Origin of the sequence: Marinirhabdus gelatinilytica (assembly GCF_003353425.1) — a bacterium.
In the GTDB taxonomy this organism is placed as follows: domain Bacteria; phylum Bacteroidota; class Bacteroidia; order Flavobacteriales; family Flavobacteriaceae; genus Marinirhabdus; species Marinirhabdus gelatinilytica.
The window spans coordinates 12,362-32,370 of sequence record NZ_QRAO01000002.1; the positions used below are offsets into that span (position 1 = coordinate 12,362).

A 20,009-nucleotide genomic window follows, 5' to 3' on the forward strand; every position below is an offset into this window, starting at 1 on the left:
CGCAACTTTTTGAAAACCTCGTTTATTCGTCCAATAAATCTGGCCGTAGGTCCTTGGTGCGTTTATAGGCTTGTTCTTCACGCCATTCCTCTATTTTTGGGGTATTGCCGCTGGTAAGGATTTCTGGCACCTTCCAGCCTCTATAATCTGCAGGGCGCGTATAAATGGGCGGCGCTAATAAATTATCCTGAAAACTATCGGTCAACGCACTGGTCTCGTCACCCAAAACTCCAGGTAACAATCTAATTACGGCATCGCACACTATGGCAGCTGCCAACTCGCCACCGCTCAACACGAAATCACCCACAGAGATCTCTCGAGTGACAAATTGGTCCCGTACTCGCTGGTCCACGCCTTTGTAATGCCCACATAGGATAATGATGTTTTCTTTTAACGAAAGCTCATTGGCAACACCTTGATTAAGTGTGGTGCCGTCTGGAGTCATATAAATTATTTCGTCGTAATCGCGTTCTGCTTTAAGTTTGCTTATACATTTGTCAATAGGCTCTATCATCATGACCATACCCGCTCCGCCACCAAACTGGTAGTCGTCTATTTGTTTGTACTTATTGGTGGCAAAATCCCGGAGGTTGTGGGTGTGTACTTTTACCAATCCTTTTTCTATCGCTCGCTTAAGGATAGAGGCTTCAAAAGGACTTTTTAATAGTTCGGGGAGTACGGTGATGATGTCTATTCTCATGATGGTATTTTCTTCTCACGGCATTAACGGCAAAGATAGCTTAGATGGTGCGAACGAATTTTTTATTTGTTTCAGTTTCAGAAGGGTTTGCTTCCCTTGTTCTTGTTTCTTCGGTTGAAGTTTTTATCGCCCTTGGTCTTTGCTTTTTTATATTTCTTTTTAATGGTGCGTTTGTAACTTCCTCCTTGGTTGGTCTTTTTGTTCTTTTCGCTTTTTTCGTGGAAACTGTCTCCTTTTTCTTCAGCGATCACCTTGTGCGGATTGTCACGTTCGGTAATTTTGGGTTGTTCTTCCCAAGTGAGTTTTTTTGAAATTTCAACTGTTTCGGGAAGGGGTATCTCTTCAATTTTTAAATCCATCAATGTCTCGATGGCCCGTTTGTAGGGTTGTTCGGCTTCTGTACTCAATAAAATTGAAGTTCCCACTGCCTCGGCACGGCCGGTACGCCCTATACGGTGCATATAATTTTCTGGAAAACGTGGGGTATCCATGTTAATCACATGGCTTATGTTCTCAAGGTCGATACCGCGTGCCATTATATCGGTAGTTACCAGGATACGGGTTCGGTTTTGGTTGAAATCTTCTATGGAGCGCAGCCTATAGTTTTGTGTCTTGTTTGAATGGATCACGGCCACTTCATCCCCAAAGGCTTCCTCTAACAGTACGAAAACCAGATCGGCACTTTTTTTATTGGGTACAAAAACGAGGGCTTTGGTGTAGTTGTTGGAATCGTCCAGTAGTCCTTTCAGAAGATTGATTTTTGTATAAAAATTCGGGACATTATAGGCGTACTGTGAAATATTATCCAAGGGTGTGCCACTCACAGCAACAGAAATAGTTTGTGGATTTCTAAAAAAATTCTTTATAAATTCAGCTACATCCTCGGTCATTGTTGCGGAGAACATAATATTTTGGCGCTGTTCGGGCAACAGTTCAAAAATATTGGTAAGCTGGAACCTGAAACCCAAGTCCAGCATAATATCTACTTCGTCTATTACCAGTTTTTTGATGCTCTTTGGTTTTAACGCGCGGCTCAACAACAAATCGTACAACCGTCCCGGGGTAGCCACCACGATATCTGCTCCTTGCATTACCAATTCTTTGTGCCTGTTTATATTCACACCGCCATACACTCCCGCCACGCGAATGGAACTGTATTTCCCGAATTTTTCGGTTTCCTCTACAACCTGTACCACTAGCTCCCGTGTAGGAACGATCACCAAAATACGTGGGTCCGTCTGTTTTGAAAACTTTAACCCGTTGATAAGTGGGAGCATATAGGCAAAGGTCTTTCCCGTTCCCGTTTGGGCAATCCCAACCACGTCCCGCCCAGCCATAATAGGGGAGAAGGACTGCTGCTGTATTTCGGTAGGGGTGGTAAAGCCTAGGTCGTCAATGGCGTAGTGCAATTGCTTGTTCAGCTTAAAATCTTGAAAGGAGTCCATGACGGAAAAATTTACGGCAAAGCTACGATTTTATGCTGGGACCTATTTGTGAATTCAGTATTTGCATTGAAAATAGCTTTAGGATTTAAAATTTTAAGGAAAGCAGCCCAAGTTCTGGAATTCCCGCTCTTTATTTAAAGCCCAGGAACCTTTTTGCTCTTCAGAAGAGATCTTTTTTCGATTTGCAGCGGGCTATGGAAGATTTTGCACGATCCAACGTGGCTTGGTCCAAAGTGTTCAGGCCTGCGTTACGGTAGTTCTCTATGGCGAGGTCCAGCTTTCCCTGTTGCTCGTACATAATCCCGTATTCGTTATAGATGGTAGCTTTTGTAACCCCAGGGATATTTAGGGCCTTATCCAGCAATTCCTTTAACTCGTCCCACTTGCCCAATGTGGATAATAAAACAGCATAGTTGTAGTAAATAGCAGGATACATGGGCGATTTTTCCAAACACATTTTGTAGAGTGTTTCCCCTTTATCGTATTCCTTGAACTTTACTTCGTACAGATAGCCAAGGTGGTTATAGGCTTTTCCAAAATTGGGGTCTATCTTTATAATTTCCTCAAGGGTGTTCTCGGCTTTTTCGTAGTTGTTGTTCTTTATGTCCATATTGGCGCTGGCCAACATTTCTTCTAATCGGGTGAGGTGGTCCATAACGTGGTTTTAATACTCTAAAAATACAAAATTACCTATTTTAAATTTCCCAGGTGTAATGAAAAACTTCGGTATCTCTTTTCCATCCCAAACGTTCGTATAATTTTTGGGCCGGGTTATCGATTCCTGTTTCTAATGTAACCCCCTTTGCGCCCTGTACAATGGCAAACTCTTTGGCGCGCACCATCAAGGCTTCGCCCACGCCCTTTTTTCTATGTGCTTCTGAAACGAACAGATCGTTCAAGATATAGGTGCGTTGTGTGGAGACCGACGAAAATGAAGGGTATAGTTGTGTAAAGCCCATGGCATCTCCTTCATCTGAAACTGCCATATAAAGTACAGAATCGTTTTGCTGAAATCGTTCCGAAAGAAATGTTTCTGCCCGTTCTATACTTGAAGGTTGTTTGTAAAAAACCCTATACCCATCAAACAATGGAACCAATTGATGTAAGTGAGCCTTTGTAGCTGTGATTATTTCCATTTAGGTGTCATCGGTTTTGTCCTTGTTGTCTTCCTTCTCATCGCTGCCACCAAAAATACCATCGTCCGTTGGATCTGCCCCATCGTCTTCGGCACCGTCAAATAGGCGTTTAAAGAAGCCATCGGTAGTATCGTTCTTGCGATCCTCACGACGTTTTTCCCTTCTCTTTTTTCGGAGCTCGCGTTTTTCTTCCTTGGTAAGATTTGGGTCGTTAAAGGCATCCTCAAAATCTATATCATTGTCTATCTTTCCTTTAAAGGCACTTATCCAAGCGTTCTCAAATATGTTGAATATCGTGGGCCAAACCCCTGCCTGCGCATTGTTAAGGTCGCCTTCAACAGGTACTCTGGTAGCAATGGTGTCGGTTCCTTGGTTTTTGAGGATAAATTTGAAAAACCCTACGAAGCCTTCCCATAAAACACCTAAAAAACCATCTTCCTTTCCAATCATTCTTGAATCTTTCAGCAAGGGTTTTATGTAGCCTTTCAGGTAGCCGTCTGCAATGGCCACTTCGCTGTACACGCTAAAATCGCCTTCCTCAAAATCTATTCCTGCATAGTGTCTTGTAAAAGGGTTGAGCGCCGTAACGTTTGCGTTTTCAAGGCTAAAGTTCATATTCATATCCGGAATTTTCTTGATGAGGTTGATGTTACCGTCCAGCTTTACTGCACCACCCCCAATGGAAACACCTGTAGCGTTAATGGGCGATGGCAATACGCGTTCTTTTTCTTTTACGTTACGGAGGTTGCTAGCGTTAAGGTGAATTTTATCAATCTGTAGGTCTATGTTGGGGTCGCTCTCCAATTCTACAAAAGCAAATTTGCCATCAAAAACCTCAAAATGGTTTATTTCCAGTGGTACCAAGTCAGTCAGGGCTTTGGTCCAATCGTCTATATTGGCTTCGCCCTCGGCCGGGGTTGTTTCTTGGTCTTCTAGGATATAGATTACTTCTGGGCTGGACATAATGATTTCGGCTACGATTTCACCATCGAACAATGCCGCCCACTGCACGGAGATATCGGTTTTCGGGAAATTTAAAAAAGGTACTTTGGTGTCTGCATCTACTTTGTCGAGGTACATGCCTTCAATCACATAAGCGCCGCGGTACAATGCCATGTCAATATCTTCCACTTGGCCATAATAGCCCGGGATATCTGCCAAAACCTTGTTTACATAATCCTTCACCCAATACGGAAGATAGATCCTTGCGGCAATGAGCAGCAACAAAATGATAATGGGGACGGTATACCGTTTCTTTTTATAGGCCTTGCGCTTTTTTTTTGAGGTCATCCTAAAATGTTTGATATATACAAATTTCAGCTATGCCTGTATAATTTTCAGTTAAGGGAGTCATAAAAAAAGCCCATCCTTATTGGGACGGGCTAGCTTTGCTGTTGTCTTTATACTACTAGTAGTACGTATATCTCCTCACGCTTGCAATATATTTTGCCAAACGGATTACCTGGTGGCTATAGCCATATTCGTTATCGTACCATACGTACAACACGGCGTTCTTTCCATCTTCGGTAACTATGGTCGCATTGCTATCGTAAATTGAAGGTGCTGAAGAACCCACGATATCGCTGGATACCAATTCGTTATTAAGACTGTATTTAATTTGCTCTACCAAGTTGCCTTCTAGGGCATATTTTTTCATAATTGAATTGATGCCATCTTTAGAGGTTTTTGCCTCCAATTCTAAATTCAATATTGCCAACGAACCGTTGGGAACAGGAACACGTATAGCGTTGGAAGTCAATTTTCCTTCAAAAGAGGGTAGCGCTTTGCTCACGGCTTTTCCTGCACCTGTTTCTGTAATTACCATATTGAGTGCTGCGGCTCTTCCACGACGGTACTTCTTGTGCATGTTGTCTACCAAGTTCTGGTCGTTGGTGTATGCGTGGATGGTCTCCAAATGGCCATGTACTACGCCCAAGCTGTCTTCTATAGCCTTTAATACAGGGGTAATTGCATTAGTGGTACAAGAAGCTGCCGAAAAGATATCCACCTTAGAGGGGTCATGTTCTTTGTGGTTTACACCGTGTACGATATTCGGGACATTCTTTCCTGGGGCGGTAAGCAATACTTTACTAGCACCTTTTGCCTGCAGATGTCTGCTTAGGGCAACATCGTCTCTAAAGGCACCCGTGTTATCAATAATCAAAGCATTGTTTATTCCGTATTGTGTGTAATCTATATCTTCTGGGGCGTTAGCCGAGATAATATGAACGGTAGTCCCATTAATGATAAGGGATTGGTTCTCAAGATCGGTACTTACGGTTCCGGGAAAATCCCCGTGTACCGAATCGTACTGAAGCAATGATGCTCTTTTTTCCAATACCGTTTGGTCTACTGCGCCGCGGGTCACAATGGCACGCAGTCTCATTTGGTTTCCTTTTCCGGTACGGGTCATCAACTCGCGAGCCAATAACCTTCCTATACGCCCAAAACCGTACAATACCACATCTTTTGGGGTAATATCCTCAACATCCTTTGCGCCTTTCAATTTATCTGATACAAAGGCTAGTGCGTCTTCGTATTTATTATCCTCTAGGTGATACTCATAGGTAAGTTTCCCAATGTCCAACTTGGCAGGGGGAAGATCCAGGCGGCTAATGGCCTGTGCGATTTCAACACTATCAAAAATTGAAATGGGTTTTTGTACAAACTCGCCAGCGTACTCGTGCAAATTGAGAATCTCACTCACGTTGCGGTTTATTAATTGATTTCTAAAAAGTACCAGTTCAATAGATTTATCGTACCAGAGATCGCTCACGGTTTTAATAAATTCTACGGAAGCCTTTCGGCGGTCGGTTTGAAAAGACAGTTCTTTTTCATAAACGTCATCAAAACTCATAGTGTGTGTTGTTTAGGGGCCTTTTTCAGGTTTTAAAAGGCGTGTTAAATTTTGTGCAAAAGTACTCAATTTTCAACTTTGGCGAAATGGTTTTCGGTAAAAAATAATTGTAGGAAAATAACCCCTGCGCTATTTGTTGAAAGTTATTGTGAAATGTGCTTATTTTTCAGTGGAACAGCTACTGGCAATGATTTCGAAATAGTAAGTACTATATGCCCTACAATACAATACGCCCTCAAATAGTAAAACTTGGGGGCGCAGTTTACAGATAAAATTTGTACGCTTCCTTCTATCTGAAAATATAAGAGTTTAATTGTCCGTTACGATCCACAAACGTAAGTTTTACAGGGTCGCCAAAACCATTGCTCTTCATAATCTCTCTCACATCATCAATATTGGTCACGTTCTTGTCGTTAACACGAACTATTACTGCCCCTTTTAAAGGGAGCATATCCTTTGTAGCAGCATTGGACACTACAACGCCATTGTCTACGCCATAGGCGTCCAGTTGAGCCTTATTGGCATTGCGTACCTCAAGACCGGTATCTTCTATGGTAAAGGTTTCCAGTTTTATGAGTGTAACAGGAACCGTCTTGCGAGTGCCCTTTCGGTCTACGGTAACATCTACTACATCGTTTGGTCTTTTGGAGCCTAGGTAGCCTACAAGATCTGAGAATTTTGCGATTTCGTAACCGTCAATCTGCTTAATGATGTCTCCTTCTTTCAATCCTCCTTTGTCGGCCCCGCTTCCTTTTTCAATAGCTGCAACATACACTCCTTGGGTAATGTCTATCCCTTGTTTTTGGGCTAGTTTTGTGGGCAAGGTAGATATACCAAGGATTCCGCGCTGTACGCCTCCAAATTCCATAATGTCTTCAACTACTTTGCGGGCATTGTTGCTGGGTACCGCAAAGGAATACCCAACGTAGCTTCCTGTTTCAGAGGTAATTGCGGTATTGATCCCAATTAATTCGCCTCTGGTATTTACAAGAGCACCCCCGCTATTTCCACGGTTTACGGCAGCATCGGTTTGGATAAAGGATTGTGGATTTCCATCAAACTCGTTGAGGTCGCGAGCTTTGGCACTCACGATACCTGCAGTAACGGTAGAGGTAAGATTAAAGGGATTTCCTACTGCCAATACCCACTCGCCAATTTTCACGTTGTTACTATCGCCAAATGGGACAAAGGGAAATTCCTCATTGCTGTCCAATTTAATTAGTGCAATATCGGTCTTTGGGTCTGTACCAATCAATTCGGCATTGTAGGTACGGTTATCGTTTAGGGTAACCTGTAGTTGCGATGCATTTTCTATAACGTGGTTGTTTGTTACTATGTATCCATCTGGTGAGATAATTACCCCAGAGCCAGACCCCACCATTGGGCGTGCTTGCCCGCCACCATAGAAATATTCCATTATGTTGGACGGTTGGCGGCTTATGGTTGTGTTCTTAACGTGAACCACTGCGTTCACCGTTTTTTCAGCAGCATCGGTAAAGTCGGTATCTATTGCTGCTGTAATGTTAGAGGAATAGTTTGTAGGTATAAAAGATGCTTCATCCTGTGTGGTGTAAGCTACGGTAGTATTGGGTTCAACAAAATATTTGTAACCCCCTAGTGTGAGCGCTCCTGCTACAAGCGCAACCAAAAATAATTTCGCTGTCTGTTTCATATTCTTTATCATGTTTTATTATACTTAGGTAACAATCAATAAGACGATACTATTGTGCAAGAATTTCGCATTTAACGCACATTTAACAGCTATAAAACGTGAGACCAACCCATGGCAATTTGTACATTTGCCGTAATGGAACTTCAGTTTTATAAATATCAAGGTACGGGTAACGACTTTGTGCTCATAGACAATCGTCAGCATACATTCTCCAAAAACGATACCAAACTGGTAGCTAGGTTGTGCGACCGAAAATTTGGCATAGGTGCAGATGGCCTTATACTATTGGAGGAACATCCTGCTGTAGACTTCAAGATGGTATATTACAATGCCGATGGCAACCAGAGCAGCATGTGTGGTAACGGTGGAAGGTGTATTGTGCATTTTGCAGAGTATTTAGGGATGATATCCAAAAATACCACCTTTGAGGCAATTGATGGTTTGCACGAAGCCAAGATTGAACGCGGTTGTGTGCATTTAAAAATGAACGATGTTACCAACATACAAACTGAAGAGGACTTTGCATACTTAGACACTGGTTCGCCGCACCACGTCCAGTTGGTTGAAAATTTGGCAGATTTTAATGTATTTGTAAACGGCCGAAACATACGCAACAATCGTTATGGTAAAGCTGGGGCCAATGTAAATTTCGTTGAAAAACTAGAAGAAAATACTTTCGCGGTTCGTACTTACGAACGTGGAGTTGAGGACGAAACCCTAAGCTGCGGAACAGGCGTAACGGCTGTGGCCCTCGCAATGTTCGAAACAGGAAAAGCGACCTCCAATAAAGTGATATTGCAACAACCAGGCGGCGAATTACAAATACATTTCAATAAGATTGAAAAAGGATATGGCGACATCTATCTAATAGGCCCGGCCACCCAAGTGTTCAACGGAATAATCACGGTATAGGATGCAAACATTACAAGGCGAAAAAATAAACCTAAGGGCATTGGAGCCAACCGATCTGGAATTTCTATACCAATTGGAAAATGACGAGTCCATCTGGCAAATGAGCAACACCACACAGCCATTTTCAAAATATGTACTTAAGGAATATCTTGCCAATTCGCATAGGGATATATATGAAGTAAAACAGTTACGATTGGTTATTTGTACCACAAACAATAAGAAGACCATAGGGTTTTTGGACTTGTTCGATTTTGAGCCAAAACACCGTAGGGCAGGAATAGGAATACTCATATTCAACGTAGAGGAAAGAGGCAAAGGGTATGCGGCAGAGGCCTTAAGGCTTATCGCCAATTATGCGAAAGGCCACTTAAATATGCATCAATTATATGCTAACATTATGGCAGATAACGATAGGAGTATTCAACTATTCAAAAAAGCTGGTTATGTAAAATCAGGCGTGAAAAGAGACTGGATAGTTTCGGCAAAGGGGTTCCAGGACGAGCTCTTGTATCAATTACTTTTAAATGGTGAAGGGTGAGTTTTTCCAGAAATTAAAATAAAGTTAATCTGTAGTTTAAAATATGTACTTAAGAAAAATTTTAGTAGCTGTGTTGTTATTGGGCCTTGCGGGCATGGCCATATTTGCTTGGTATGTGTATAACACTGTCTTGGTGCCCAATACCGCTTTTAATAATACTGAAGCACACGTTTATATACCCACCAATGCTACTTTTAGTGATGTTCTTCAAGAAGTGGAACCACTTTTAGAAGATACCGAAACCTTTACCGCCGTTGCCAAACGTAAGGGGTATGTGAACAATGTAAAACCTGGCCATTTTATATTGGAAAAGGGGATGAACAATAACGACATTGTAAACACCATTCGCAGCAGGAACATACCCGTCCAGGTGAAGTTTAACAACCAAGAGCGTTTGGAGGACTTGGCAGGAGCCATTTCCCGGCAGATTGAAGCAGATAGCATTTCGTTGTTGAACGTCATGCGAGATAAAACTTTTTTATCCGAAAATAATCTAGAGGAAAACACAGTGTTGGGCCTCTATGTGCCTAACACCTATGAGTTTTATTGGAATACCAGTGCCGAAGGTTTCCGAGATAAGATGGCTTCAGAATACAAAGGATTTTGGAACGAAAAGCGTCTGGCAAAGGCAGCGAAACTAAATATGACACCAGCACAGGTCATTTCACTTGCGGCCATCGTTCAAAAGGAAACAGCAAAGGTAGAGGAGCGACCCAGGGTCGCCGGAGTTTATATTAATAGATTGAAACGCGGGATGCTGTTACAGGCGGACCCAACGGTAATCTATGCCAAAAAACGTTCAGAAAACAATTTTGACCAAATTATAAAACGTGTTTTGTATAGAGATCTAGAGATAGACTCTCCGTACAATACCTACAAATATGCAGGAGTTCCGCCTGGGCCCATCACTATGCCCGATATTTCTTCCGTAGATGCGGTGCTTGACCACGAGGAGCATGACTACCTTTATTTTGTGGCAAATGTGCAAAAATTTGGCTACCATAAATTTGCCAAGACGCTATCCCAGCACAACCGAAACAAAGCCGAATATGTTCGCTGGATCTCACAGCAGGGCGTGAATAGATAAACCCCCATAATTACGTTAAACCTTTATTAATCCTGGGGTTAAAGACTGTTAAGAGCTCGCTTTTTTGTCTTGCTGTCCTTATATTGGTAGTGTTGTTTAAAAGGAAGCAACACAACGATATTAAAGTTCATTGACGTATTAATTTCATAAAACCTTTTAGCAAGCATGGATTTGCTAGCTACGAGTTCGTGTTTGTTTTAGGAATTTCCCCATTGCACAAAGCATTGGGGCAATAATTATAACTCTAAAATAAATAGAACATGGTAAATCGTTTTATGAAATTGTCTGTGCTGCCCCTAATCGCTGCATTTGTAGCATTAGGTTTTTCACCTTCTAAAGAGGTGGAGCTTAATAGCAGTTCTATATTTATTTCTGAAACCGTAGGAGAACCTACCTATGTTCCCTACGAGTTTGAAGTAAATATGAACCCAGAAATGGATGTTCCATTTCTTGGGAAGTCATACCTTGGTTTTACGAACGACCTCGGCTTTTCCGAAAGCAGTGGTAACTACAAGGCTGTGAATAGACTGGGTTATGTAGGTAAATACCAGTTTGGTTGGTCTGCCCTTAAATGGGTAGGTGTCAATAGCAAGAGAATGTTCTTGAACAATCCCGACTTGCAAGAAGAAGCTTTTTCAACATTGATTTCTTTGAACAAGTGGGTACTCAAGGACCATATTGCTAAATACCGTGGCCAGCACATAGGTGGTATTCAAGTAACCGAGTCTGGCTTAATAGCCGCAGCCCATCTGGGAGGCGCTGGAAATGTTATTAAATTTCTAGAGTCTAACGGAGAAAACGTGTTCGCAGACGCCAATAATGTACCCATTACGAAGTACATGAAGCGTTTTGGAGGATACGACCTTTCTTCTATCGCCCCAGATAACAACGCAAGGGTGACACTATAATTATTGAAAAAGTCGGGTTGACAAGCCCGGCTTTTTTCATTTTCTTCGATTATTGATTTTTATCATATTAAACTGTAACAAGTTCATAAAAACCGTGTCTTTTTTATCGATACGGTACTATTTAAACTGTTTGTTTGTATATCCCGTATTGCTCAAAAATAGGCTTTAACACAATTTAACACCTTAATAATCAAGTTTATAAAAAATTGTTTATTTTTGCACGCTGAAATTTTAGAAGCATTGAGCTACTATATATTCAACGAATATGAGATTAAAACTTTTAAAAATTGGTGTCCTATTATTGGTGGTTTTAGTAACCGCTACAGGATTTTCAACAAAGGAGGATAACAGTTACAATACCGTATCTATGTTTTCTTCAGAAGGACTAGATCTATACTACTACGTACCTAATTTTGATGAGGTAGAAGTAGCAATTCCTGAAATAAAGGAGAATTATCATTTATTTTTAGGAAAGACGTATGTTGGCTTTAAGGAGGCGCTCGGTTTCAAGGAATCCCGTGGAGACTATGCAACCATCAACAAGTTTGGGTATTTGGGGAAATACCAGTTCAACATCAACACCCTTAAAATGATAGGCGTGCACAATGCAGATAGGTTTATGAAAGACTCAAAACTGCAGGAAGCTGCCTTTACGGCTTATACCTCTCGTAACAAGTGGATTTTAAGAAGGGATATAAAGCGTTATGTAGGTAGAACCATTGGAGGTGTTAAAATTACCGAATCTGGAATACTGGCCGCAGCGCATCTAGCAGGTGCTGGAAATGTTAAAAAGTTTCTGCGAAGTGGTGGTGCCATAGGTTTTAGCGATGCCTTTGGAACCAGCATTGGGTATTACCTTAAAAAGTTTTCTGGGTATGATACATCTTTTATAGAGCCGAATCAAAAAGCAAAAGTGAGGCTATAGCAGTTTTCACTTCTGGATAATGAATATAGTGGGTCTCTTATTGAGATCCACTTTTGTTTTGGCCCAATTGGAAGCAGGCATAGTCCTTATGTATTCGGTAGGTAGCGTAATGTCGCAGGCCACACAAATTTGGGTGTCGGGCGTTACGGTGCTCACAAGGCTTTCCAGCATTTGGTTGTTTCTATAGGGTGTTTCGATGAATAGTTGCGACTGGCCAATTTCGGCAGATAGGCGTTCCAGCCTTTTAAGCTCTTGTCTTCGTTCTCTTTTATCAATGGGCAAATAACCATTAAAGGCAAAATTCTGTCCATTGAAGCCGCTGGCCATCAATGCCAAGAGGATAGATGAAGGCCCTACCAGCGGAACCACACGAATACCCTGCCTGTGCGCTGCCTCGACGGCAAGGGCGCCGGGATCTGCAACACCCGGGCAACCAGCATCGCTCAACACCCCCACATCAAAACCCTCGTGACAGGGGGAGAGCATTGAGGGGATTTCAGACTCGTCCGTAAATTTGTTGATCTGGCTAAAATGTAAACTGGGCTGTGACTTCCTGGGATGAATGCCTTTGATGAACCTGCGTGCGGTTTTTTCGTGTTCAACAATGTAATGGTCAATCTCTTCAATTGCTTTTTTAACCAATAAGGGCAATACTTCCAGTGGTGGTGTATCGCCCAATGTGCAAGGAATAAGATAGAGATTTCCTTTTTGGTTGTCCATAATGGGTTACTGAATCACTAATTTTTTGGTAAATGAATTGTTGCCAGCCGTAGTAGCCTTCAGCAAATAGATTCCCTGCGATAGTGTTGAAATATCTATATCCTTATGTTGTTGGGCTATGTTTTCTTCAGAAAAAAGCACGCTTCCCTTTATATCAAGTATTGAAACCGAAGCGAATGTATCATTTTCAATTTGCAATGAAATCTTTTCGTTTGCAGGGTTCGGGAAAAAACTAAAGTCTGTAGTTGTATGTTCCTCTACACCTATAATGGGAGCTTCAATTATGCGGGATACGGATCCACTATAGTTCACTATAAATAATTCATTATCAATATCTACCCCAAAGGAAGACCATCCGCCGCCAAAACTGCCTAGGTTGGTAAGATTATCATTGCTATCTACATACCCAATGAGCGAGGTTGCAAAATCTGCAAAAAAGTATAGGCCCTGCAACGAGGGCTGCAGGGTGCCATTGTAAACATATCCTCCGGTTATTGAGAACCCTGTGGGGTGGTTATATTCCGCAACGGGAAAGGTTAGATCTCCCGCAGGCGGACAATTAGTTGTGTTAAAAGGTTCGCTGCCTTCGTAGCATCTCCAACCATAATTTAATCCTGCCTCACTACCACCAACACGGTTTATCTCTTCTATTTCTCCTTGGCCCACGTCTGCAATCCATAAGTTGTTCGTAGCACTATCAAAGGAAAATTTCCAAGGGTTTCTAAGTCCGTACGCCCAAATTTCCTCACGATTGGAAGGATCTCCCGCAAAGGGGTTGTCGGCTGGGATGCCATAATTGGTAGCTCCGGGAATTGGATTGTCCACATCTATGCGCAAGATATTTCCTAGAAGGTTTGTAGTGTTCTGCGCGAGATTGTTGGGGTCACCACCGCTACCACCGTCGCCTGTTGCAATGTATAAGTATCCATCCGTCCCAAACTGAAGGCACCCGCCGTTGTGGTTGGAGAAGGGTTGCGCTATCTCAATAATCGTTACCTCACTGTTGGGATCTGCTAGGTTTGGGTTTCCGGAATCTACCGTAAATTCTGAAACTCTGGTGTCTCCATTGGTTTTGGTATAATTTACATAGAACTTGCCGTTATTGGCATAGTCTGGATGGAAAGCAATGCTCAACAATCCTTGTTCGCTCCCCCCAGATACATCTCCCGAAATATCCAAGAAATCGTTTGAGAGTACAATTCCATTACCGTCAATGATTTTTATGGTTCCCCCTTGCTCGACCACGAACAAGCGATCATCACCAGCATTTTTAAGATCCACAGGTTCGGAAAAGCCAGATGCATAGGGTTCCAGTTCAATTTCTTGGGCAAAGGTGATATAGCTTATAAGTAGTGTGGCAAATAGTAATGTAATATTTTTCATAGCTTGATTTTTTTGATATGTCTAAGATACTCAAAAGATACCGAAAGTAAAAAGCTACAGTCTGGCAGCAATTTTCTCGCAAGCTGCATCCAGCATTGCATACACCTTGTCAAACCCTTCATCCCCCCCGTGATAGGGGTCTGGGACGCTTCGTTGTTCGCCAGGGTAGAGCTCGTCCAAGATAAGTTGTACTTTCTCTTTTTCAGCTTCATTGGCAGCCAGTTTTACTACATCCCTGTAGTTACTGGTATCCATCACAAAAATATGGTCGTAGATCTCAAAATCGTAGGTGGAGAACTGTTTCCCTCGCTGGTCTGTGATGTCCAGACCGTTTTTTTGGGCCACGGCAACACTTCGTGGGTCTGGTTGCTCATCTACATGCCAGCCGCCTGTGCCCGCCGATGAAACTTCAATCTTTTCGGGATCTACTTTTGCTTTTAACAATCCTTCTGCCAGCGGGGAACGGCAAATGTTACCCAGGCATACCATCAATACTTTTTTCATATAGAATTTGTTTTTTAATACAATCCTAGCGGATTTCTACTAGTTCTTATTTTCAGACTAACACAAAAATAACAATAGATTATATATGCAGTCAATACAAATAAAAAATCCCGCTTTTTGGCGGGATTATCACTATTAAATAGTCAATTTTTTCTGAAGGTCCTCCACATATTTTCGGAACTGTTTATCGGTACTGGAAAGATTGTCCACCGTTTTGCAGGCGTGCAATACCGTAGCGTGGTCACGCTGGCCAATCTGTGAGCCAATGCTAGCAAGGGAGGCCTTGGTAAATTTCTTTGCAAAGAACATTGCAAGTTGCCTAGCTTGAACAATGTGGCGTTTTCTGGTTTTAGATTGTAGGGTCTCCACGTCCATCTGGAAATATTCGCTCACCACTTTTTGTATGTAGTCTATAGAAACTTCACGCTTGGTGTGTTTCACATAGTTGTCCACAATTTTCTTGGCAAGGTCTATCGTGATGTCTTTTTTGTTAAAGGAGGAATGCGCAATCAAAGAAATAATGGCGCCTTCGAGTTCGCGGATGTTGGTTTTTATGTTATTGGCCAAAAACTCAACAATATCTTCTGGCATCTCTACGCCGTCCCGGTATAGTTTGTTTTTTATAATGGCAACACGGGTATCGTAGTCTGGGTGGTTCAGTTCGGCCGAAAGTCCCCATTTAAAGCGGGATAATAGGCGTTGTTCAATATCAATCATATCCACCGGGGCCTTGTCGCTGGTAAGAATGACCTGCTTTCCGTTTTGGTGCAAATGGTTGAATATGTGGAAGAAAACATCTTGTGTTCCGGCCTTTCCGCTCAGCAACTGTATATCGTCCACGATAAGCACATCAATAATCTGGTAAAAGTGGATAAAGTCGTTACGGTTGTTCTTTTTTACGCTCTCAATATATTGTTGTGTAAACTTTTCAGCTGAAATATACAGCACCGTTTTTTCTGGATACTTATCCTTGATCTCTACACCAATGGCATGTGCCAAATGTGTTTTTCCCAATCCTACGCCTCCAAAAATCAATAAGGGGTTAAAACTGGTCCCCCCAGGTTTATTGGCCACGGCCATTCCGGCAGATCGTGCCAAGCGGTTGGATTCTCCTTCCAAGAAATTCTCGAAATTATAGGACGGGTTCAACTGAGACTCGATCTTTACGTTTCTAATTCCGGGAATCACAAACGGATTCTTCAACTCTGGGTTCTTGTTCTTAATGGGTACATCAACTTCTTGCGACTGCATGTTGCTACGGTTGGAACTTGGAATTTTTTCGGTAAAGGGCTGCTTGTTGCCGTACGTGTTCTCCATACGTATCACGTACACAAGCTTGGCCTGGGTGCCCAATTCCTTGGTAAGGGCAACTTTTAGGATCTTTACATAATGTTCCTCCAGCCACTCGTAGAAAAACTTGCTGGGTACCTGGATGCTCAAGGCATTATCGGTAAGCTTTACTGCTTTAATAGGTTCAAACCAAGTTTTGTAAGCTTGTGAAGTTATATTATCTTCAATAAAGGACAAACAATTGTTCCAAACCGATTTTGCAGTTTTGCTCATAATTTAGTGTCGAAGTATAGTTAGTTAATGTTGGGTGGTCAAGAAGTAGAAAAGAACTTTTCTAACGATTTCTTAACACTGCAAATATGTGAACAAAAAAATTAAAAAAAAAACGCTTGGGGTATTGAATTTCTAGTTTTTTTTCCTCATACTGTCCTGAAACCAAACTTACGAAAAACTTCCCCCTTTTCCTCATTAAACTCATGAAAAAAAATCTTACAAAATTAAGAGTACGCTATGCCGAAACCGACCAGATGGGTGTGGTGTATTACGGAAATTATGCACAATATCTCGAGCAGGGAAGAACCGAATGGCTCCGTGAATTGGGCTTTAGCTACAAATGGATGGAGGAGAACCAAGTGATGCTACCCGTTACAAACCTTAATGTTAACTTCAAGTTACCGGCACGTTATGACGATGTTATCACGGTAACTACCGAGCTAAAGAAAATTCCTACTTTCAAGATTGAGTTTTATTACGAAATCCACAATCAAGAAGACCAACTTTTGGTCACTGCCGAAACTACTTTGGTGTTTATAAATTCAGCCACAAAAAAAATAATAAAAGCACCAGGTTATTTGTTGGAAAAACTTACCGATTAGTTAAACAAAACAGATGCATTTTTTCTCTGTATTCCTGTCTCATAAAATAAGGGTATATTTATAGGATATCCAATTTTTGAAATTTCTAATCAATTCCCAAAAAATAACAATGAAAGCAACTCCGGAACATAACGAACGAATCGCAAAAATGACCTTTGCCTCGGTATACCCACATTACGTTACCAAAGTTGAAAAAAAGGAACGAACCAAAGACGAGCTGCACCAAGTTATAGAGTGGCTTACGGGTTTCGATACAAACGACCTTAAAAAATTAATTGATGAAAAGGTTACCTTCAAAACTTTTTTTGAAAGGGCAACCCTAAACCCCAATGCACATTTAATTAAGGGAGTCATCTGTGGGTACCGAATCGAAGAGCTAGAAAACCCGCTTACACGGCAAGCTCGCTATATGGACAAACTTGTGGACGAACTTGCAAGAGGAAGAAAAATGGAGAAGATTTTGAGGTAATTTGCCCAAAGCTCAAAGCTCAGAACCCACAGCCTACAACTCACCCAGCCCTTTTTATTGTCACTTTATACGTATTCTCAAAGAGTTCAAAAATACGGGCCGCATCTTTTTTTCGTACCGAAAGTGTTATCTCGCAATCCAGTTCCAGTTTTTGGGAGACAATCTTCAGGTTTTCGTCCTTCACAATGCGCATCACGGTGTTCATCTCGGGATAGTCAAATTTCAGTACAAATTTTTCATCAATTGTGCGCAGTACTATTTTTGAAGCCTCCAGTGCCAGTTGTGCCGAGGTTTTGTAGGCCTGGATCAATCCGCCAACGCCCAATTTGGTGCCCCCAAAATATCGTACCGAGACCACCAAGACATTGGTTACGTCAAACGCTTGCAGCTGCCCATATATAGGCATACCTGCACTATTACTGGGTTCGCCATCGTCATTGGCGCGATAGCTCTCGTAGTTTTTTCCCAGTTGCCAAGCATAGCAAAAATGACGAGCGGTGTGGTGCTGTTTTTTCAGGGTTTCGAGACATTCTTTAACGTCATCTTCAGAAGTCACGGGAAAGGCATAGCCAAAGAACTTGCTGCCACGATCTTTAAAAAGGGTTTCCTTCCCAGGCTTCAGGATGGTTTTGTAGGTGTCTTTTTCTTTTGGAGTCATACTATTTTTTCCAAAGCGATTAAAACTATGCTCACTACGGCAAGCCCTATACCCAGCCAGTTTTTGGGGAGTAATCGTTCTTTAAAAAACAAAATCCCTACGAATGTTGAAAGCATCACGATGGCAACATTGTTTACCGTAAAAATGCCCGAACTCTCAAAAAGCCCGCTGCGTAGTGCCTTTACCAAAAAGTAGATGGAGAAATAATTGGGCACCCCCAACATAAGACCACCCAAAATGTTTTTGAATTGAAACCGAAATTTCCCCCGTATTTTCTGAACAACCAATACTACAATCCCAATAGTAAATGCCGCCGAAAAAATGGTTGCCGAGAACAGAGGTACGTCATGTTCGGCAACAAAAGACCCTTCTAAATATTTTATGCTGGTGTCAATAATTCCACTGCCCAAAAAGACGAGTACAGGAAAAATTAAATTTCTGGGCTTAATTTTTAAACCCTCTTTTTTCTTTACCGAAGCAAGATAAACCGCCACTAGTGCCAATAAAATTCCTATGGTCTTGAAAACCCCTAGACCGTCCTTGTAATATAGGAGTCCAAACACCACGGGAATCACCACGCTCATTTTTGTAGCTACCGAAACCACCGAGAGACCACTGCGCTGCGTGGTAATGGCCATTAAGTTGAAAACAATGATAAACAAAGCTCCTAGTGCCAAGGTGAAATAAAACCAATCGTACGTTGGTAGTTTGGCAATTTGTATCTCGCCCTCAAAAGCTATGATACCGCTAACGCAGGCCACGAAATAATTTACCACAATGGCGTGCAGGGTGTTCATCTTAAACTTGCTGAAAAGCTTGAACACCACAAAAATTAGGGTAGAGGCAAGAACACTTAGTAGTAGGTAGATCACGCGCTGGGGTTTTTATAGTGTTGCAGGACGTCTTGGACTATTTGGGTCTGACGAACCAAGGTGCCTGAAAATTTTGGGGCTTTTGTGCCTTTTTCAAAAAAACTAGCTCCTTTAAAAACATACGCCTCGTCCCAGAAGTTTGTGTCAATAAAGGTTTGTAGGGTTTGGGAGCCACCCTCAACAATAAGACTTTGCAGGGAATGTTTGTGGGCAATAGTACAGATTTGCATTGCAATATTTCCTGAAAAATCTATAGTTTCAAAAATGATATTTCCCTCGGTTTTTTGTTGCGTTTCAGTAATAAAGATAGTGTTGGCTTTGGAGTTGTACACTGAAGCTCTTAAATCGATTCTTAATTTCCTGTCCAGAATAATTCGTGTTGGATGTTCTCCAAACCAATCCCTGGTGGTAAGCGATGGGTTGTCGTCCAACACAGTGGTCGTACCTACTAAAATAGCTTGTTCCTCGGCGCGTAATTTATGCGAAACTTGTCTGGAAAATTCGTTGGTGATCCACACCGGTTTTTGTTCGTCACGGCTCTCGGGGGCAATAAAACCATTGGCTGTTTGTGCCCATTTCAGAAAAATATAGGGTCTTTTTTGTTGTTGAAAGTTGAAAAATCGCTTGTTCAGCTCGTTGCATTCATCCTCTAGAACGCCAACCATAACATCGCATCCAGCTTCCATTAGCTTTTTAATGCCCTGTCCGGCTACCTTGGGGTTTGGGTCTATAGTGCCAACAACCACTTTTTTTATGTCTTTTGAAACGATAAGACCTGCACAAGGGGGTGTTTTTCCAAAATGGCTACACGGCTCCAAACTCACGTAAATAGTTGCGTCTTTTAACAATGAGCTGTCTCTAACAGCGTCTATAGCATTCACCTCGGCGTGGGGTTGCCCTGCTTGGTGGTGCCAGCCCTCGCCAATAATCAGGTCGTTGTGTACAACCACACTGCCCACCAACGGATTGGGATAGGTGGTTCCCAGTCCATTTTTGGCAAGCTGTATGCAGCGCCTCATGTATTTTTCGTGTATCTTCACAGTTTTAAAACAGATTTC

At 42.0% G+C, this 20,009-nt stretch carries 21 protein-coding genes; 7 read left to right on the plus strand and 14 right to left on the minus strand.

Annotated features, from left to right (window positions below):
- Window positions 1–22: 22 nt before the first annotated feature.
- The 7 genes from trmD to C8D94_RS06170 all read right to left on the minus strand — a co-directional run bounded on the left by trmD (window position 23) and on the right by C8D94_RS06170 (window position 7,810).
- Entirely contained in the window at window positions 23–700 is a 678-nt protein-coding gene (gene trmD / locus C8D94_RS06140) for a tRNA (guanosine(37)-N1)-methyltransferase TrmD (RefSeq protein ID WP_115123064.1), read from the minus strand.
- A 77-nt stretch (window positions 701–777) separates the two neighbouring features.
- Complete coding sequence (locus C8D94_RS06145; RefSeq protein WP_115123065.1) at window positions 778–2,145, minus strand: DEAD/DEAH box helicase; 1,368 nt, start codon at window positions 2,143–2,145, stop codon at window positions 778–780.
- 160 nt (window positions 2,146–2,305) lie between these two features.
- Complete coding sequence (locus C8D94_RS06150; protein ID WP_115123066.1) at window positions 2,306–2,800, minus strand: tetratricopeptide repeat protein; 495 nt, start codon at window positions 2,798–2,800, stop codon at window positions 2,306–2,308.
- 40 nt (window positions 2,801–2,840) lie between these two features.
- A complete protein-coding gene (locus C8D94_RS06155; RefSeq protein ID WP_115123067.1) occupies window positions 2,841–3,281 on the minus strand; it encodes a GNAT family N-acetyltransferase in 441 nt (146 codons plus the stop codon).
- A complete protein-coding gene (locus C8D94_RS06160) occupies window positions 3,282–4,571 on the minus strand; it encodes a DUF748 domain-containing protein (RefSeq protein ID WP_115123068.1) in 1,290 nt (429 codons plus the stop codon). It lies immediately after the preceding gene.
- A gap of 118 nt (window positions 4,572–4,689) precedes the next feature.
- A complete protein-coding gene (locus C8D94_RS06165; protein WP_115123069.1) occupies window positions 4,690–6,138 on the minus strand; it encodes a glyceraldehyde-3-phosphate dehydrogenase in 1,449 nt (482 codons plus the stop codon).
- A gap of 289 nt (window positions 6,139–6,427) precedes the next feature.
- The gene (locus C8D94_RS06170; RefSeq protein ID WP_115123583.1) at window positions 6,428–7,810 is read right to left on the minus strand and encodes a trypsin-like peptidase domain-containing protein; all 1,383 of its coding nucleotides are present in this window, start codon (window positions 7,808–7,810) and stop codon (window positions 6,428–6,430) included.
- Window positions 7,811–7,945: 135 nt separating this feature from the next.
- Between C8D94_RS06170 and dapF the strand changes: the two genes are divergently transcribed.
- From dapF to C8D94_RS06195, 5 genes are all read left to right on the plus strand, one after another.
- On the plus strand, window positions 7,946–8,722 hold the full coding sequence (gene dapF, locus C8D94_RS06175; protein WP_115123584.1) for a diaminopimelate epimerase: 777 nt from the start codon (window positions 7,946–7,948) through the stop codon (window positions 8,720–8,722).
- A 1-nt stretch (window position 8,723) separates the two neighbouring features.
- Window positions 8,724–9,260 (plus strand): GNAT family N-acetyltransferase, encoded by a 537-nt coding sequence (locus C8D94_RS06180; protein ID WP_115123070.1) that lies wholly within the window; start codon window positions 8,724–8,726, stop codon window positions 9,258–9,260.
- A 43-nt stretch (window positions 9,261–9,303) separates the two neighbouring features.
- Window positions 9,304–10,347 carry an endolytic transglycosylase MltG gene (gene mltG, locus C8D94_RS06185; RefSeq protein ID WP_115123071.1) on the plus strand — a complete coding sequence of 348 codons (1,044 nt, stop codon included), beginning with the start codon at window positions 9,304–9,306 and terminating at the stop codon, window positions 10,345–10,347.
- A 275-nt stretch (window positions 10,348–10,622) separates the two neighbouring features.
- Window positions 10,623–11,255, plus strand: coding sequence for a hypothetical protein (locus C8D94_RS06190; protein WP_147278503.1), 633 nt, complete (start codon window positions 10,623–10,625; stop codon window positions 11,253–11,255).
- 265 nt (window positions 11,256–11,520) lie between these two features.
- A complete protein-coding gene (locus C8D94_RS06195; RefSeq protein ID WP_115123073.1) occupies window positions 11,521–12,180 on the plus strand; it encodes a peptidoglycan-binding protein LysM in 660 nt (219 codons plus the stop codon).
- A 6-nt stretch (window positions 12,181–12,186) separates the two neighbouring features.
- Here C8D94_RS06195 and C8D94_RS06200 read toward each other — a convergent pair whose 3' ends face one another.
- The 4 genes from C8D94_RS06200 to dnaA form a co-directional block, all read right to left on the minus strand.
- Complete coding sequence (locus C8D94_RS06200; RefSeq protein ID WP_115123074.1) at window positions 12,187–12,900, minus strand: SAM-dependent methyltransferase; 714 nt, start codon at window positions 12,898–12,900, stop codon at window positions 12,187–12,189.
- Between the two features lie 6 nt (window positions 12,901–12,906).
- Entirely contained in the window at window positions 12,907–14,283 is a 1,377-nt protein-coding gene (locus C8D94_RS06205; protein WP_115123075.1) for a PQQ-dependent sugar dehydrogenase, read from the minus strand.
- 54 nt (window positions 14,284–14,337) lie between these two features.
- Window positions 14,338–14,787 (minus strand): low molecular weight protein-tyrosine-phosphatase, encoded by a 450-nt coding sequence (locus tag C8D94_RS06210; protein ID WP_115123076.1) that lies wholly within the window; start codon window positions 14,785–14,787, stop codon window positions 14,338–14,340.
- 135 nt (window positions 14,788–14,922) lie between these two features.
- Window positions 14,923–16,350, minus strand: a complete 1,428-nt coding sequence (gene dnaA / locus C8D94_RS06215) for a chromosomal replication initiator protein DnaA (protein WP_115123077.1) — start codon at window positions 16,348–16,350, stop codon at window positions 14,923–14,925.
- 203 nt (window positions 16,351–16,553) lie between these two features.
- Between dnaA and C8D94_RS06220 the strand changes: the two genes are divergently transcribed.
- Both C8D94_RS06220 and C8D94_RS06225 read left to right on the plus strand, forming a co-directional pair.
- Complete coding sequence (locus C8D94_RS06220) at window positions 16,554–16,952, plus strand: acyl-CoA thioesterase (protein ID WP_115123078.1); 399 nt, start codon at window positions 16,554–16,556, stop codon at window positions 16,950–16,952.
- Between the two features lie 109 nt (window positions 16,953–17,061).
- The gene (locus C8D94_RS06225; RefSeq protein ID WP_115123079.1) at window positions 17,062–17,421 is read left to right on the plus strand and encodes a DUF2200 domain-containing protein; all 360 of its coding nucleotides are present in this window, start codon (window positions 17,062–17,064) and stop codon (window positions 17,419–17,421) included.
- 40 nt (window positions 17,422–17,461) lie between these two features.
- On the opposite strand, the gene C8D94_RS06230 is transcribed toward C8D94_RS06225, so the two are convergent.
- From C8D94_RS06230 to ribD, 3 genes are read right to left on the minus strand one after another with little or no spacing between them, the layout of a single operon-like run.
- Entirely contained in the window at window positions 17,462–18,079 is a 618-nt protein-coding gene (locus C8D94_RS06230; protein WP_115123080.1) for an IMPACT family protein, read from the minus strand.
- Entirely contained in the window at window positions 18,076–18,951 is an 876-nt protein-coding gene (locus C8D94_RS06235) for a DMT family transporter (protein ID WP_115123081.1), read from the minus strand. The genes C8D94_RS06230 and C8D94_RS06235 overlap by 4 nt, the downstream gene beginning before the upstream one ends.
- Complete coding sequence (gene ribD / locus C8D94_RS06240) at window positions 18,948–19,991, minus strand: bifunctional diaminohydroxyphosphoribosylaminopyrimidine deaminase/5-amino-6-(5-phosphoribosylamino)uracil reductase RibD (RefSeq protein ID WP_170134730.1); 1,044 nt, start codon at window positions 19,989–19,991, stop codon at window positions 18,948–18,950. Before ribD ends, C8D94_RS06235 begins: the two co-directional genes overlap by 4 nt.
- Window positions 19,992–20,009 lie beyond the last annotated feature (18 nt).

Bases quoted from the DNA above. Each gene is read 5' to 3' on its own strand.
- trmD (WP_115123064.1), bottom strand. From the start codon at position 700: ATGAGAATAGACATCATCACCGTACTCCCCGAACTATTAAAAAGTCCT.
- C8D94_RS06190 (WP_147278503.1), top strand. From the start codon at position 10,623: ATGAAATTGTCTGTGCTGCCCCTAATCGCTGCATTTGTAGCATTAGGT.
- C8D94_RS06220 (WP_115123078.1), top strand. From the start codon at position 16,554: ATGAAAAAAAATCTTACAAAATTAAGAGTACGCTATGCCGAAACCGAC.
- mltG (WP_115123071.1), top strand. From the start codon at position 9,304: ATGTACTTAAGAAAAATTTTAGTAGCTGTGTTGTTATTGGGCCTTGCG.
- C8D94_RS06150 (WP_115123066.1), bottom strand. From the start codon at position 2,800: ATGGACCACCTCACCCGATTAGAAGAAATGTTGGCCAGCGCCAATATG.
- dapF (WP_115123584.1), top strand. From the start codon at position 7,946: ATGGAACTTCAGTTTTATAAATATCAAGGTACGGGTAACGACTTTGTG.
- C8D94_RS06145 (WP_115123065.1), bottom strand. From the start codon at position 2,145: ATGGACTCCTTTCAAGATTTTAAGCTGAACAAGCAATTGCACTACGCC.
- C8D94_RS06205 (WP_115123075.1), bottom strand. From the start codon at position 14,283: ATGAAAAATATTACATTACTATTTGCCACACTACTTATAAGCTATATC.
- C8D94_RS06155 (WP_115123067.1), bottom strand. From the start codon at position 3,281: ATGGAAATAATCACAGCTACAAAGGCTCACTTACATCAATTGGTTCCA.
- dnaA (WP_115123077.1), bottom strand. From the start codon at position 16,350: ATGAGCAAAACTGCAAAATCGGTTTGGAACAATTGTTTGTCCTTTATT.
- C8D94_RS06195 (WP_115123073.1), top strand. From the start codon at position 11,521: ATGAGATTAAAACTTTTAAAAATTGGTGTCCTATTATTGGTGGTTTTA.
- C8D94_RS06210 (WP_115123076.1), bottom strand. From the start codon at position 14,787: ATGAAAAAAGTATTGATGGTATGCCTGGGTAACATTTGCCGTTCCCCG.
- C8D94_RS06225 (WP_115123079.1), top strand. From the start codon at position 17,062: ATGAAAGCAACTCCGGAACATAACGAACGAATCGCAAAAATGACCTTT.
- C8D94_RS06170 (WP_115123583.1), bottom strand. From the start codon at position 7,810: ATGAAACAGACAGCGAAATTATTTTTGGTTGCGCTTGTAGCAGGAGCG.
- C8D94_RS06180 (WP_115123070.1), top strand. From the start codon at position 8,724: ATGCAAACATTACAAGGCGAAAAAATAAACCTAAGGGCATTGGAGCCA.
- C8D94_RS06230 (WP_115123080.1), bottom strand. From the start codon at position 18,079: ATGACTCCAAAAGAAAAAGACACCTACAAAACCATCCTGAAGCCTGGG.
- C8D94_RS06160 (WP_115123068.1), bottom strand. From the start codon at position 4,571: ATGACCTCAAAAAAAAAGCGCAAGGCCTATAAAAAGAAACGGTATACC.
- C8D94_RS06200 (WP_115123074.1), bottom strand. From the start codon at position 12,900: ATGGACAACCAAAAAGGAAATCTCTATCTTATTCCTTGCACATTGGGC.
- C8D94_RS06165 (WP_115123069.1), bottom strand. From the start codon at position 6,138: ATGAGTTTTGATGACGTTTATGAAAAAGAACTGTCTTTTCAAACCGAC.